This window comes from Verrucosispora sp. NA02020, from assembly GCF_013364215.1.
Lineage (GTDB): Bacteria > Actinomycetota > Actinomycetes > Mycobacteriales > Micromonosporaceae > Micromonospora.
The window spans coordinates 1,295,687-1,309,011 of sequence record NZ_CP054923.1 but is presented as its reverse complement, the minus strand read 5'-3'; the positions used below and the strand labels follow the sequence as shown (position 1 = coordinate 1,309,011).

Genomic DNA, 13,325 nt, shown 5'->3' with positions numbered 1-13,325 from the left:
GCCGGCACACCCCTGAATCGATGACTCGCTCGCTCCGCTCGCTCATGCCGCCGCTCCCGGGTTGTTGAAGCCGTCGTAGGGCGTACCGAGGAAGGGGAAGTTGCGCAGGAACGGCGCGGTCACGTCGGCGGCGCTCAACCCCGGGGTGACCGCGGCGGCCGCCTCGTCCGGCTGGAACTTCCGGTCCACCAGCGGCACCGTCAGACCCGCGATGGCCCGCAGCGCGATCGTCACCACGTCGTCGGTGACCCGCCGACCGTTCGGGAAACCGGCCAGGTCACCGGCGAGTACGCCGATGGCGTTCGGGCGGCGGGCCGGCGGGATCGCGGTGTTCAGGCGCAGCATGTCGGCCTGCACGTCGCCGGTAGCGTTGGTGAAGCCGTCGATCAGTCCCTCCGGGACACCGGTGAGCAGGATCGCGACCAGGTCCGCCCGCGCCTTCTCGGACTTGTTCAGCTTCTCCAGGTTGGGGAAGACGCCCGGGTAGAGCACCGGCAGCAGGGCGGCCAACTCGGGTCGCTCGACGAACTTCGCGAACCGCTTGTCCTCCGACGGCGGCAGGGTGTTCCACAGGTCCTTCTGTGCCATCGGCACGATGACCTCGTTGAACAGTGGGTTGCCCAACCTGGACACCTGGGTGAACGGCCCGGTGCTCGTGTCGGCGGCCACCCTGTCGCCGAGCACCCGCACCTGGCGGCGGGACGCCGAGGTCCAGACGCCGATCACCGAGGCGGGTTCCTGCCAGTGATACCGGTTCGCCTTGCGGCGCGCCCGGTCCAGCGGCACCTGGAGGGCGATGCTGTGCACGTTGAGCCGGTCGGTGGTGTTCACCGGCGTGCCGGGCTCCCGGAAGATCTTCTTGCCGGCCACGTGCAACTGCTGGAACGGGCGCAGCGTACCGAGGTCGAAGATCGCCCCGAGGTCGACGAAGAAGCCGTCGGCGCGCTGCCCGGCGAAGACCTTCTCGCCGGTGGAGAGCGAGAAGGTGGCCTGGCGGACCAACTCGCCGTACTTCGGGGTGGAAAGCGGGCCGACGTTGCACGGCGGGCAGGGCAGCTTGCGCGCCAGCCGCTCTTCCCGTCCACCGGCGATCCGGGTCAGGCTGTAGAACTGCCGTCGGTTCCAGTTCTCGCTGTCCAGCGAATCGATCGGCCCGGTGTTGTAGAGAAAACTATTCGGGTTCGTGATTTCGGTGGTGAATTCGAAACGGTAGGTGACGTCCGGCTGCCCGTCACCGTTGTTGTCGATGTGGATCTCGTAGCGCACGTCGTCGCCGAACTCGAAGAAGTTCGGGCCGCCCGAGGGCAGTTGCAACGGTACGTAGTTGGCGATCAGCGTCACCGTGTCCGGACGGTCCGGCGTGACGAAGGCGTACAGGTCCGACGAATCGGCGACCGGATCCTTGGCGATCTCCGGCGCTTCGCGGTGTGACGACATGACGAACCCACCTCACGGGGCAAAAGTGTGCATTGGACGGACGGCCGGGCGCCGAGAGCCCGCGCCGGACCGGAGTACGCGGCCGCCCGTACGGCGGCGGCGGGTGACCGCTCAGCGCCGGTGACGGGCGCCGCGGTCGGCAACGCCCGGCGTGGCGGGCGGAGGTCGGGTGGGCACGGTCAGCGCCGGGCGGCAGCCTTGCGCAGCCGGTCCGCCAGACCACGGTCCCGCACCTCGATGCGGGACTGGCCCACGAAGACGTCCATCGTGCCGGAGCGGGCGTCGCGCAGGTGCACCACGATCGTCTCGTCCGCGCCGGCCGCGACCCCCTTGTCGTCGTCCCCGGCGGCCGAGAGGCCCGGCACCGCCAGGGCGGCGGCGCCGAGCGTGGCGCTGGCCGCAGCCGTCAACGTCTGCCGGCGGGTCAGTCGCGGCCACTGCCGCGTCCGCCTTCTCTCAGTGATCATGGCCAACCTTTCCGGCGGCGCGCAGGCGCCCGCAAGGACGGACGGGGGTCGCCGCACGGACCGCGAAGGCCCCCGAATCTCGGGTGCCGGCGGCGGTCCTCGCCGATCCCGCCGCCGGCATCGACAGGTACGGCCGGGGACGCGCGAAGGTTCGACGCTAGGCGCTGAGGTGACCGTACGAAGTCGTACGCCTACGCGCCGGACGACCGGCCGCCGTCGCGATCGCCCGTAGCTGCTCCTCGGTCCGCGCGGAACCGTTGCCCGAACCGGCCATCCGCGAGATGGTCTCCTCCATCAACGTGCCGCCCAGGTCGTTGCAGCCGCTGCGGAGCATCTCGACCGTGCCCTCGTCGCCCAGCTTCACCCAGGAGCACTGGATGTTGTCGATCCGACCGTGCAGGAGCACCCGGGCCATCGCGTGCACCACCCGGTTCTCCCGCCAGGTCGGCCCCGGCCGGGCGATGCCGGCCAGGTAGATCGGGGCGTTGGTGTGCACGAAGGGCAGCGCCACGAACTCGGTGAACCCGCCGGTGCGGTCCTGCACACCGGCCAGCACCCGGAAGTGCGCCAGCCACTGCCCGGGATGGTCCACGTGGCCGTACATCATCGTGGAGCTGGACCGGAGGCCCAGCTCGTGGGCGGTGCTGACCACCTCGACCCAGGCGGCGGTCGGCAGTTTGCCCTTGGTCAGCACCCAGCGCACCTCGTCGTCGAGGATCTCCGCCGCCGTCCCGGGGATGGTGTCCAGGCCCGCCTCGCGCAACCCGGTCAGCCACTCCTTCACCGACACCCCGGCCTTCGCGGCGGCGGTGGCGATCTCCATCGGGGAGAAGGCGTGCACGTGCATCCGGGGCACCCGCGCCTTGATCGCGCGGACCAGGTCGGCATAGACGGTGACCGGCAACTTCGGGTCGATACCGCCCTGGATGCAGACCTCGCCGGCACCGGCGTCCCAGGCCTCCTGCGCCCGGTCGGCGACCTGCTCCACCGACAGGCGGTACGCGTCGGCGTCCCGCTCCCGCTGCGCGAAGGCACAGAACCGGCAACCCACGTAGCAGACGTTGCTGAAGTTGATGTTGCGGTTGACGACGTACGTGACGTCGTCGCCGACCGTGTCCCGGCGCAGGTCGTCGGCGCGGCGGCAGAGTTCGTCCAGGGCCGGGCCGTCCGCGCCGAACAGCGCCATCGCGGCGTCGGCGTGCCGGGGTTCGAGGAGCGCCGCAGGGTTGTCGGCGGCCAGCCGCAGCCCCGCCCGCAGGTCGGCGTCACCGGCACCGGCGGCGACCGACCGACCGGCCGGACCGGCGGGCGGTACGGCGACCTTGGCCGCCACCTCCGACCAGTCCCCGTAGACGTGGTCGAAGTCGCCCCGCCGGTCCTCGGTCCGTCCCGTGCGGTCGATGTCGACGTGCAGGTCGGTCCGCCCGCCGAAGGTCTCGTCCGGCTCCTGCCAGGGACGGCCGACCGGCCGGGCCGACTCCACGGCGAGCCCGGTCGCCGGCTCGGCCAACGCGGTGACGTGCGGCAGCAGGCGCGGATCCAGCCACGGCTCACCGGCCCGGACGTACTCCGGGTAGACGGTCAGCCGCTCGCGCAGCGTGAACCCGGCGGCGGCGGTACGCGCCGCCAACTCGTCGAGCTGCGGCCACGGGCGTTCCGGGTTGACGTGGTCCGGGGTCACCGGCGAGACGCCGCCCCAGTCGTCGATGCCGGCCCGCAGCAACAGGTCGTACTCGCCGGCGATGAGGTTCGGCGGCGCCTGGATGCGGGCCTTCGGGCCGAGCAACAGCCGGGCCACCGCGACGGTGGCCGCCAGGTCGTGCAGTTCCGCGTCCGGCATGCCGCGCATCGCGGTGTCCGGCTTGGCGCGGAAGTTCTGCACGATCACCTCCTGGAGGTGGCCGTACTCCCGGTGCGCCCGCCGGATGGCGAAGATCGCGTCCACCCGTTCGGCGGGCGTCTCGCCGATGCCGATCAGGATGCCGGTGGTGAAGGGGACGCCGACCCGACCGGCGTCGTCGAGCACCCGCAACCGGACCGCCGGTTCCTTGTCGGGCGAGCCGTAGTGCGGGCCGCCCGGCTCCGACCAGAGCCGCGTCGCGGTGGTCTCCAGCATCATCCCCATGCTGGGCGCGACCGGCTTGAGCCGTTGCAACTCCGACCAGGAGAGCACGCCCGGATTCAGGTGCGGCAGCAGGCCGGTCTCCTCCAGCACCGCCACCGCGCAGGCCCGCACGTAGTCCAGCGTGGATTCGTAACCCCGCTCGTCCAGCCACTGCCGGGCCGCCGGCCAGCGCTCCTCCGGCCGGTCGCCGAGGGTGAACAGCGCCTCCTTGCAGCCCTGGGCCGCACCGGCGCGGGCGATGGCGAGCACCTCGTCGCGGTCGAGGAACGCCGCCGGCAGCCGGTGCGGCACCGTGGCGAAGGTGCAGTAGTGGCAGCGGTCCCGGCAGAGCCGGGTCAACGGCACGAAGACCTTCTTCGAGTACGTGACCACACCCGGCCGCCCGGCGTCCCGCAGGCCGGCGTCGCGGATCGCGCCGGCGACGTCGAGCAGTTCGGTGAGGGCGGTGCCGCGCGCACTCAGCAGTGCGGACGCCTCGTCGACGTCGAGCGCCCGGCCGGCGGCGGCCCGACGCAGGGCCCGGCGGACGGCCGCCTCCGCAGGCCCAGGCTCGCTGCGATCAACCATCCGCCCAGCCTAGGCGCTGGCACCGGCGGCACACCCCCCACGTGGGCAACCGCACCCGGCCGCCCGGCCGGGTGTCACGCCGGTCAGGCCGACTTGTCGCCCGGGTCGATCCGCTGGGTGCGGTCGCCCTCACCCGGAGGCGGCGTCGCCTGGCCCGGCTCGGTGCTCTGCCGGGGGATGGTCTGGGTCGGGTCGGCCGACGGGGGCTGCCCGAAGGGCGGTGCCGCCGGAGAGGTCGGCGCCGGCGGCTGCGGCGGCACGACCGGCTGGCCGTGCGGCGGCCAGGTGTGCGGGGCGGACGGCGGCCCGCCAGGCGCCTGGCCCGCCACCGGCCAACCCGGCTGCGGCTGGTCCCCGCCCGGCTGACCACCGGGGAATCCGCCCGGCTGAGAACCGGGGTAACCCCCCGGCTGGCCGGGGTAACCGCCGGGCTGACCCGCGCCCGGGTAGCCGACCTGGCCGGGGTATCCGCCGGACTGCTCGCCACCGGACCAACCGCCACCCGGACCGGGCTGCTGCTGCCACCCACCCGGGTAGCCACCGGGCTGCCCCGGGTTGCCCTGCGGGGCCCAGCCCTGCTGCGGGCTGCCGTACAGTCCGGGCTCCTGCTTGGGCTTGGGCACGTGGTAGAGCCGCCGCCAGACGGTCCAGACCACGTACGCCGCCGCACCGAACAACGCCACCCAGGCCGCCCGGACGAGGACGCCGGTCAGGGCGTCGAAGATCTGTGCCTCGGCCAGCCGGCCGACCGTCCAGATCAGCAGCGTCAGGCCGCCGAGCACGACGCTGACCGCGTACTCGACCAGGGCCACCTGCGTGATCAGCTTCGCCTTGCCGACCACCGGGGCGAGGTGGGTTGCGAGCAGCACCGCCAGCAGCGGCAGGACGATCGCCTCCAGCCCGACGAAGGCGAAGAACGCGCTGCCCGCCCGGCCGGTCACCGTGCTGTAGGCACCCTGCGGGGTGACCAACCGGATCAGCGCGACGAAGAGGAAGACGGCGTTCGCGCCCAGGAGCACGAGGGCGACGAGTTCCCGAAGCGGCCCGGTCACCTGACGGGCCGGGGTCGGTTCGGTGGGCGGTTGCTCCACGGGGCTGGTCACGGACTCTCCCTGGGGGCGAAAGCGGACAGGTGCCGACGTGAGCCTAGTCTCCCCGGACGACTGGCCGACGGAGGCGTCACGTAGGCGAGGATGGGCTGATGCGTGTCGTGGTTCTGACCGGCGGAATCGGGGGTGCCCGGTTCCTGCTCGGGGTGCGTGCGTACGCCCGTGAGGTGGGTGCCGAGGTGACCGCCGTGGTCAACGTCGGCGACGATCTTCGCCTGCACGGGCTCCGGGTCTGCCCGGACCTGGACAGCGTCATGTACACCCTCGGCGGCGGGGCGGACCCCGAGCGCGGCTGGGGTCGTACCGGCGAGAGCTGGACGGTCAAGACCGAGTTGGCCGCGTACGGTGCCGAGCCGAGCTGGTTCGGGCTCGGCGACAAGGACCTGGCCACCCATCTGGTACGCACCACCATGCTCGACGCCGGGTACCCGCTGCACCAGGTGACCGACGCGTTGGCGACCCGCTGGCAGCCCGGCGTACGCCTGCTGCCGGCGACCGACGACCGCCTGGAGACGCACGTCGTGGTGACCCCGCCCGACGAGGCCGGCGACGGCACCGACGGGCAGCGGGCGATCCACTTCCAGGAGTGGTGGATCCGGTACCGCGCCCAGGTGCCGACGCACCGGTTCGTCTTCGTCGGTGCGGAGGCCGCGAAGCCGGCGCCCGGCGTGACGGAGGCGATCGCCGACGCCGACGTGGTGCTGGTGGCACCGAGCAACCCGGTGGTCAGCATCGCGCCGATCCTCGCCGTACCGGGCGTGCGGGCGGCGCTGACCGGCGGTCCGGCCCCGGTGGTCGGGGTGTCGCCGATCATCGGTGGCGCGCCGGTACGCGGCATGGCGGACCGGTGCCTCTCGGTGGTCGGTGTGCCGTGCACCGCCGCCGGGGTCGGCGGGCTGTACGGGAGCCGGGCCTACGGCGGCCTGCTCGACGGATGGCTGGTCGCCGAGGAGGATGCGGACACGGTGGTGCCGGACGTGACGGTACGCGCGGTGCCGCTACGGATGACCGACGAGGCGGCGACGGCGGCGATGGTCCGCGCCGCGGTGGAGTTGACGTGAGACTGGAGATCCTGCCGGTGCCGGGCATCGGCCACGTGACCGAGGGCGACGACCTGGCGGCACTGATCGGAGGCGCGGCACCCTGGCTGCGCGACGGCGACGTGCTGGTGGTGACCAGCAAGATCGTCTCGAAGGCGGAGGGGCGGCTGGTGGACGTACCCGCCGACGGCCCGGACCGGCAGGCCGCCCGCGACGAGGTGCTGGCCTCGGAGACGGTCCGGGTGGTGGCGTCACGCGGCCCGACCCGGATCGTGCAGACCCGGCACGGCTTCGTGATGGCGGCGGCCGGCATCGACGCCTCGAACGTCGACAAGACCCGGCTGGTGCTGCTCCCGGAGGACCCGGACGCCTCGGCCCGCGCACTCCGCGCCGGCCTGCGGGCCCACAGCGGCGTGAACGTCGCCGTGATCATCAGCGACACCATGGGTCGGCCGTGGCGCAACGGGCTCACCGACGTGGCCCTCGGCGTGGCCGGGATGGACGCGATCCGGGACCACCGGGGCGAGGTCGACCCGTACGGCAACGAGCTGGTGCTGACCCAGATGGCCGTGGTCGACGAGTTGGCCGGCGCGGGCGAACTGATCAAGGGCAAGTGCGACCAGATGCCGGTCGCGGTGGTCCGGGGCTACCTCACCGCGGGGCAGGACGACGACGGCGACGGCGCCCGGGTGCTGGTGCGGGACGCCTCGATGGACCTCTTCTCGCTCGGCACCGCCGAGGCCCGGGCGGCCGGGCTGGCCGACGCCGCACACCTGCCGGACCGCCCCGGCGAGTCCCGCCCCGATCCGGCGGTGGTCGCCGCGGCGATCGCCTCGGTCATCGACGTCGTCGCCCCCGGCACCGTGTTCACCCAGGTCGTCGACGACGACGTACGCGCCGGACTGGTCAACACCGTGCCCGGCTGGCCGGGCCGCGCCACCGGACTGGTGCTGTGCTCCCCGCCCACCCCGGTCGGCCCGGTGCAGCTGGTCCGGTTCGGCACCGACGTGCAGAAGCTGCGGACCGCCCTCGCGGCCCACCACGTCCCCTCCCAACTCCTCCCCCCACCGCCGGCCACCACCGCCGCCGCCTCCCTGGCCCTCTGAGGACCCGCCATCGGGCCCGCCCGGTCGAGAGCCGACCGCCGGTGCCGGTCGATCAGGGGTTGAGCAGGGCGCGGCCCAGCGGGGTGGGGGTGTGCAGGACGGTGTTGCGGTCGCGGTGGCTCACCAGCAGGCCGGCGTTGCGCAGCACGGTGGTGTGCTGGCTGGCCGCCGCCGCCGAGATCCGCAACCGGCGGGCCAGCTCGCCCGTGCTGCACCCGCCGTCGGTGGCGGCCAGGACCGCCGCCCGGGTCCGGCCGAGCAGCGCCGCCAGCGCCGTACGGCCGGTGCCGGCGCCGTCGGCCCCGTCGACGACGAGTCCACCCAGCCGGTCCACCGGATAGACCAGCACCGGCGGCAGCTCCGGGTCGACCAGCGCCACCGGTGTCTTCGCGCAGAAGAACGACGGCACCAGCAGCAGCCCCCGCCCCAGCAGGTGCAGTTCACGGCTGTTCGGATAGTCGGGGATGTGCAGCACGCCGGACTCCCAGCGCACACCGGGCCGCAGGGAGGTCAGCAGACCCTCGATCCCGCCGTCGAGCATGGCCCGCGCCCGCCGGTTCCGGTCGGCGTCCACCGCCGCCTGCACCCGCTCCCAGTAGGGACCGAGCGCCAGGTCGCGGTACCGGCTCATGGCATCGGTCAGGTCTTCCAGCGCCCGCGGCTCGCCCCGGGCCACGGCGTCGGCCCCGGTGGGCAGGCTCCGACCGCTGGCCAGCCGGCTCAGGTCGCGGTGCAGCAGGGTGGCAGGGGTACGCCGCAGCGCCTCCATCCCGGCCTCGAACCCGCCCACGCTCTCGTGCGGGGTGAGGAAGTCCGGGAAGTAGCCACGCGGCGGGTTCAACGCCAGCAGCAGCCGCAGCCCGTCGGCGTCATCCTGCCGGCGCAGGCCGCGCATGACCTCACGTCGCCAACCGGCGAGCAGTGGGTCCCGGCTGCGTCCGGGCAGCAGGTGCAGGCTCAGCACCACTTCCCAGATCGGGTCCGCAGCCGGAGCGACTCTGGTCCGGAGGATGTCCTCGCCGGAGAAGTGGATCTTCAGCATGGAACGGCTCCCCGTCACCCGACCGAGGGACGCCCGGCGACGCTAGGCACTTTACCTGGGACACATCGCCTTGGTCTGTTAAGCGTGGGCTAAAAGACCTCGACTCGCGCCGCCCGGGTCCGCCATGCTCTGCGTGCCGCAGGGACAGCACGCATCGCGTGCCGCCACTGCGGAGTCCGGGGGCCGCAGGACGGCTCGACCGGGTGGCACCGCACGAGGGTCTGCGGCTCACGCTTCCGCAGGGGTGCCGCCCGGTCGTGCACCGTCCCGCCCCGCAACTCCCCTCCCACCCGCCCGTACGCTGTGCGGGACGGAAGGAGGGGCCGTGTCGACGCCTCACGCGACCGAGGAGCACCCGCAGGCCCCGGAGCACGGTTGGGCCGCACTGCACACCGACGCGTCGGCGGTCCTCACCGGATGGACGCCGACCAGCCCGGACGCCGCGACCGCCCGGGACCGCACCCTCGACCTGCTGACCGCCGGACCGGTCGCGATGAGCCGCGAGCACCGGGCCGGACACGTCACCGCCAGCGCCCTGCTGTTCGACTCGACCGGCACCCGCGTGCTGCTCTGCCTGCACCGCAAGTTCCACCGCTGGGTGCAGCTCGGCGGGCACTGCGAGTCGGGCGACCGGACACTGGCCGGGGCCGCGCTCCGCGAGGCGACCGAGGAGTCCGGCATCACCGGCCTGCGGGTGGACCCGGTGCCGATCGACGTGGACGTGCACGAGGTCGGCTGCCAGGGCGGTTCCCTGCACCACGACGTACGCTTCGCCGTCATCGCCCCGCCCGGCGCGGTCGAGACGGTCAGCGCGGAGTCCGAGGCGCTCGGCTGGTTCCCGCCGGACCAACTGCCGCAACCGCTGGCCGGCGGGACCGCACGGCTCATGCCACCCGGACTGGCCGCGTTCAGACGAGCCGGTCCTCACCTCGCGCCTTGAGTTCGTCCACGATCGCCTTGACGTCCTGGGCGCGATCGCGCGGGCAGACCAGCAACGCGTCCGGCGTGTCGACCACGATCAGGTCGCGCACGCCGACGCCGGCCACCATCCGCCCGGACTGCGGCACCACCACACACCCGCTGCTGTCGCGCAACAGCACCTCGGCCTTGACGTCGCCACCGATCACCACGTTGCCGGCGTCGTCGGTCGGCAACACCTCACCGAGGGTGTGGAAGTCGCCCACGTCGTTCCAGCGGAAGTCGCCCGGCACCGTGGCGACCCGACCGGCGCTCGCCGCGCCCTCCATCACCGCGTAGTCGACCGAGATCTTCGGCAGCGTCGGCCAGACCGCGCCGAGCACGTCGTCCTGCTCGGGGGTGCCCCACACCGCCGCGATCGCGGTCACGCCGGTGTGCAGGGCGGGCTGCTGGCGGGCCAGCTCGGCGAGGAACGCCGACACCCGCCAGACGAACATGCCGGCGTTCCACAGATACCGACCGGACCGGACGTACGCCTCGGCGACCTCGGCGTTCGGCTTCTCCTTGAACTCGACGACCGGACGCATCGGACCGTCACCCACCGGATCACCGGTCTGGAGGTACCCGTAGCCGGTCTCCGCCCGGGTCGGGGTGATCCCGACGGTCATCAGCAGACCCTGGTCCGCGCCCCGGACCGCTGCCTCGACCGTCTCCACCCACCGCTCGGGCTGACCGATGAGGTGGTCCGCCGCGAACGACCCCATCACCGCGTCCGGGTCCCGCACCGCGATCACCGCCGCGGCCAGCGCGATGGCCGCGCAGGAGTCCCGCGGCGACGGTTCGATGAGGATGTTCTCCTCGGGGAGCCCGGTCAACTGGCGGGCCACCGCCGCCGCGTGCGCGGCTCCGGTGACCACCATGGTCCGCTCCGGAGTGGTCAGCGGCGCCGCCCGCTCCACCGTCGCCTGGAGCAACGAGGCCGGGGTGCCGGTGAACGGGTGGAGGAACTTGGGATGGCCGGAGCGGGACAACGGCCACAACCTTGTGCCACTGCCACCCGCCGGAATGACGACATAGATCACCAGGACATCATGCCCGAACCGCCCGCTCCGGGTGCCGGGTTGCCACCGTCAGGCGCGTACTCGTGACCAGGCGGCGATGTGCACCTCGGCGCTCGACTCCCAGGTGAACTCCTTGGCCCGGTCGAGTCCGGCCTTGGCCAGCGACAACCGACGCGGCTCGTCGTCGAGCAGCGCGACCAGGTCGGTGGCGATCTGGTCCGGGTCCTCACTGGTATACGCCACCGCCTCACCGCCCACCTCGGGCAGGGAGAGCCGGGGCGTGGTGAGCACCGGTGCGGCGCACGCCATCGCCTCCAGCACCGGCAGACCGAAACCCTCCCCGTAGGACGGATACGCGGCCACCAGGGCACCGCCGAGGAAGCCGGGCAGGTCGGCGTACCGCAGATAACCGGGGCGCAGCAGCCGCAGGTGCGACGGCACCTCGGCGGCGGCCCGGTCGATGTCGTCGTCGTGCCCCTGACCACCGGCGATCACCAGGGCCGGCGGGTCCTCCCGGTCGGTGACCGCCCGGGCCCACCCACGGATCAGGTTCGGCACGTTCTTACGCGGCTCCTTCGCGCCGTGGAAGGCCACGTAGCTGCTGCCGCCCAGGCCCAGCCGGGCGCGTACCCGGGCCTTCTCCTCGTCGCCGGGGGCGTGGAAGGCGTCCTGGTCGACACCGTGGTAGGCCACGTCGATCCGGGTCGGATCGGCGTCCAGCAGCCGGATCAGCTCGTCCCGGGTGGCCTTGCTCGGCACGATCACCCGGTTGGCGCGGCGCAGCGAGGTCTTGATCGCGCTGCGGAAGAACGTCCGGCGGGACTTGTCGTAGTGCTCCGGCTCGGTGAAGAAGGTCGCGTCGTGCAGGGTCACCGTGACCGGGCAGCCGGCCCGCAACGGGCAGGTGTAGAAGGGCGAGTGCAGCACCTCGGCACCGACCTGCTGCGCGAGCAGGGGCAGGCCGGTCTGCTCCCAGGCGAGCCGGGCGGGACGGTGCGCGACGGCGGCGGGAGCGGGGACGATCTCGGCTCCGGGCAGCATCCGGCGATAGCGGTCCAGGTCGGTGCGGAGACTGACCACGACCAGTTCCACCGCCGACCCGCACACCTTGCCGAGGGCGCCGAGCAGACCGTCGACGTATCTACCGACGCCCCCGCGGTCGGCGGGGACACTCGTGGCGTCGATGAGCACGCGGGGCGGGCGACCGGCGGTCACGGGGCGACTCCTTGTGGTGGCGGGACTGTGGGGAACAACACTTCGGGCAAGCCTACGCCGGTGCCGAGTACGGACGCTGACTCCGACCCGACGGTTCGCCGACTTGTGACTGTCATCGAGTACGCGCGGCGGCGGCGTATCGTTCGCGCCGATGGCCGACAACATTGCCCGCGTCCTGCCCGACGCGATCGCGACCGACCCGACCCGACCGCTGCTCACCTGGTACGACGACGCGACCGGTGAACGCACCGAACTCTCCGGCGCCACGTTGACGAACTGGGTGGCCAAGACCGCCAACCTGCTCGTCGACGAACTGTCGCTCGGGCCCGGTGACACTGCGGCGGTGCTGCTGCCACCACACTGGCAGACCGCCGCCGTGCTGCTCGGCTGCTGGTCGGCCGGCCTGACCGTGGCCGATCGACCGGGTGCCGTGGACGTCCTGTTCGCCACCGCCGACCGGGCCGCCGAGGCGGACGCCTGGTCGGCCGCCGACCGGTACGCGCTCGCCCTGCACCCGTTCGCGCTGCCGCTGCGGGAGGTGCCGTCCGGCTTCGCCGACTACGTGACCGAGGTACGCGCCCACGGCGACCACTTCGGCGCGTACCCGCCCGGCGGACCGGGCCACGTCACGCTGCGTGAGCGGGCGACCGCCCGCGCGACCGAGTTGGGCATCTCCCCGGGCGAGCGGGTCCTGATCGACGTGGACGCCCTGCCCGACCCGGTCGACTGGCTGCTCGCCCCGCTCACCGCCCGCGCGTCGACCGTCCTCTGCGCCCACCCCGACCACACCCGACTACCCACCCGAGCCACCACCGAAAAAGCCACCCGAACCCTCCCCTGAGCCCCTTCCCCCCGCTCCCCGCCTTCCCCGCCCCGCACCCGCCCCCGCCGCCCTGCCCCCGCCCACCGTGCCGCGCCGTGCCGCGCCGCGCCGGAGACCGTCCCGGCACTCCGCACGTCTTCCCCTCCTCCGTCGATCATGGAGCTGTGGCTGACGTTCCGCCCACATTCACCCCTTTCGCCCTCACCCCAAGTCCATGATCGATGGGGCAGTCAGGGCGAGGCGGGGCGAGCGGCGCGCGGCAGGTGTGGGGGGCGCGTTGATCAAGAGGTTTGCATCGGGGACGGGCGGGATTTTGGACGCAAACCTCTTGATCAACGCGGCGGGGAGGGGCGGGCGGCGGGGCGGGGCGGGGCGGCGGGGAGGGCGGGGCGGCGGGGAGGGCGGGGAGGGCGGC

Annotated in this window: 11 protein-coding genes; 4 read left to right on the top strand and 7 right to left on the bottom strand. The window is 73.2% G+C overall.

All coding sequences use genetic code 11. The features are described from left to right. Window positions 1-42: 42 nt before the first annotated feature. The 4 genes from HUT12_RS05650 to HUT12_RS05635 form a co-directional block, all read right to left on the bottom strand. Window positions 43-1,437 carry a DUF4331 domain-containing protein gene (locus tag HUT12_RS05650; RefSeq protein ID WP_131055614.1) on the bottom strand — a complete coding sequence of 465 codons (1,395 nt, stop codon included), beginning with the start codon at window positions 1,435-1,437 and terminating at the stop codon, window positions 43-45. A 179-nt stretch (window positions 1,438-1,616) separates the two neighbouring features. After that, window positions 1,617-1,904: a hypothetical protein gene (locus HUT12_RS05645; protein WP_131055616.1), complete on the bottom strand. Its 288-nt coding sequence runs from the start codon at window positions 1,902-1,904 to the stop codon at window positions 1,617-1,619. Between the two features lie 157 nt (window positions 1,905-2,061). Then, complete coding sequence (locus HUT12_RS05640) at window positions 2,062-4,596, bottom strand: bifunctional FO biosynthesis protein CofGH (RefSeq protein WP_176092710.1); 2,535 nt, start codon at window positions 4,594-4,596, stop codon at window positions 2,062-2,064. Between the two features lie 83 nt (window positions 4,597-4,679). Continuing rightward, window positions 4,680-5,699, bottom strand: coding sequence for a hypothetical protein (locus tag HUT12_RS05635; RefSeq protein WP_176092709.1), 1,020 nt, complete (start codon window positions 5,697-5,699; stop codon window positions 4,680-4,682). A 98-nt stretch (window positions 5,700-5,797) separates the two neighbouring features. On the opposite strand from HUT12_RS05635, the gene cofD reads away from it, so the two are divergent. Both cofD and HUT12_RS05625 read left to right on the top strand, forming a co-directional pair. Continuing rightward, window positions 5,798-6,766 carry a 2-phospho-L-lactate transferase gene (gene cofD, locus HUT12_RS05630; RefSeq protein WP_176092708.1) on the top strand — a complete coding sequence of 323 codons (969 nt, stop codon included), beginning with the start codon at window positions 5,798-5,800 and terminating at the stop codon, window positions 6,764-6,766. Then, window positions 6,763-7,851: a coenzyme F420-0:L-glutamate ligase gene (locus HUT12_RS05625; protein WP_176092707.1), complete on the top strand. Its 1,089-nt coding sequence runs from the start codon at window positions 6,763-6,765 to the stop codon at window positions 7,849-7,851. Before cofD ends, HUT12_RS05625 begins: the two co-directional genes overlap by 4 nt. Window positions 7,852-7,903: 52 nt before the next feature. Here the strand turns inward: HUT12_RS05625 and HUT12_RS05620 are convergent, their stop codons facing one another. Further along, window positions 7,904-8,893 (bottom strand): helix-turn-helix transcriptional regulator, encoded by a 990-nt coding sequence (locus HUT12_RS05620; RefSeq protein ID WP_176092706.1) that lies wholly within the window; start codon window positions 8,891-8,893, stop codon window positions 7,904-7,906. A gap of 325 nt (window positions 8,894-9,218) precedes the next feature. On the opposite strand from HUT12_RS05620, the gene HUT12_RS05615 reads away from it, so the two are divergent. Next, on the top strand, window positions 9,219-9,833 hold the full coding sequence (locus HUT12_RS05615) for an NUDIX hydrolase (protein ID WP_176092705.1): 615 nt from the start codon (window positions 9,219-9,221) through the stop codon (window positions 9,831-9,833). Here HUT12_RS05615 and HUT12_RS05610 read toward each other — a convergent pair. Then, a complete protein-coding gene (locus HUT12_RS05610; RefSeq protein WP_131055952.1) occupies window positions 9,802-10,893 on the bottom strand; it encodes a mannose-1-phosphate guanylyltransferase in 1,092 nt (363 codons plus the stop codon). The genes HUT12_RS05615 and HUT12_RS05610 overlap by 32 nt on opposite strands. 48 nt (window positions 10,894-10,941) lie before the next feature. After that, window positions 10,942-12,087, bottom strand: a complete 1,146-nt coding sequence (locus tag HUT12_RS05605) for a glycosyltransferase family 1 protein (RefSeq protein WP_131055950.1) — start codon at window positions 12,085-12,087, stop codon at window positions 10,942-10,944. Between the two features lie 151 nt (window positions 12,088-12,238). On the opposite strand from HUT12_RS05605, the gene HUT12_RS05600 reads away from it, so the two are divergent. Beyond that, window positions 12,239-12,928, top strand: a complete 690-nt coding sequence (locus HUT12_RS05600; RefSeq protein WP_176092704.1) for a TIGR03089 family protein — start codon at window positions 12,239-12,241, stop codon at window positions 12,926-12,928. The last annotated feature ends 397 nt before the right edge of the window (window positions 12,929-13,325 follow it).

Bases quoted from the DNA above. Each gene is read 5' to 3' on its own strand.
- HUT12_RS05620 (WP_176092706.1), bottom strand. From the start codon at position 8,893: ATGCTGAAGATCCACTTCTCCGGCGAGGACATCCTCCGGACCAGAGTC.
- HUT12_RS05650 (WP_131055614.1), bottom strand. From the start codon at position 1,437: ATGTCGTCACACCGCGAAGCGCCGGAGATCGCCAAGGATCCGGTCGCC.
- cofD (WP_176092708.1), top strand. From the start codon at position 5,798: ATGCGTGTCGTGGTTCTGACCGGCGGAATCGGGGGTGCCCGGTTCCTG.
- HUT12_RS05600 (WP_176092704.1), top strand. From the start codon at position 12,239: ATGGCCGACAACATTGCCCGCGTCCTGCCCGACGCGATCGCGACCGAC.
- HUT12_RS05645 (WP_131055616.1), bottom strand. From the start codon at position 1,904: ATGATCACTGAGAGAAGGCGGACGCGGCAGTGGCCGCGACTGACCCGC.
- HUT12_RS05640 (WP_176092710.1), bottom strand. From the start codon at position 4,596: ATGGTTGATCGCAGCGAGCCTGGGCCTGCGGAGGCGGCCGTCCGCCGG.